Origin of the sequence: Pseudomonas sp. MD330_10 (assembly GCF_042610415.1) — a bacterium.
GTDB lineage: Bacteria > Pseudomonadota > Gammaproteobacteria > Pseudomonadales > Pseudomonadaceae > Aquipseudomonas > Aquipseudomonas rhodesiae.
This window is the reverse complement of the sequence record NZ_JBHGZU010000201.1, coordinates 1-229: the sequence shown is the minus strand read 5'-3', so window position 1 is coordinate 229 and position 229 is coordinate 1. Positions and strand designations below refer to the sequence as shown.

At 64.6% G+C, this 229-nt stretch carries 1 pseudogene; it reads left to right on the top strand.

Features of this window, described 5'->3' with window-relative positions:
* Positions 1-229, top strand: a pseudogene (locus tag ACFZPT_RS27190) (hypothetical protein); the annotation flags it as partial.

Here is a 229-nt window from a genome sequence, read left to right as displayed (position 1 = left end):
TGGCCAGACGTCTCATTGCCGTTGCAGATCGGCGCGCTGTTGGTGATGCAAGTGGCCGCGCAGAACAGCTGGCGTCGGCCGCGGCGCCTGGTGTGGCTCAGTCTGATTGCGTAGCTGGGGCAATGGTTGCTGCTGGTGAGCGAGGTGGAGCCGGTTAAAGTTCTGCAATTCGATACACGCCATGTTGTCGGCCAGCTCGAGGCTCTGCGTGCCGCGCGGCCGGGGCCGT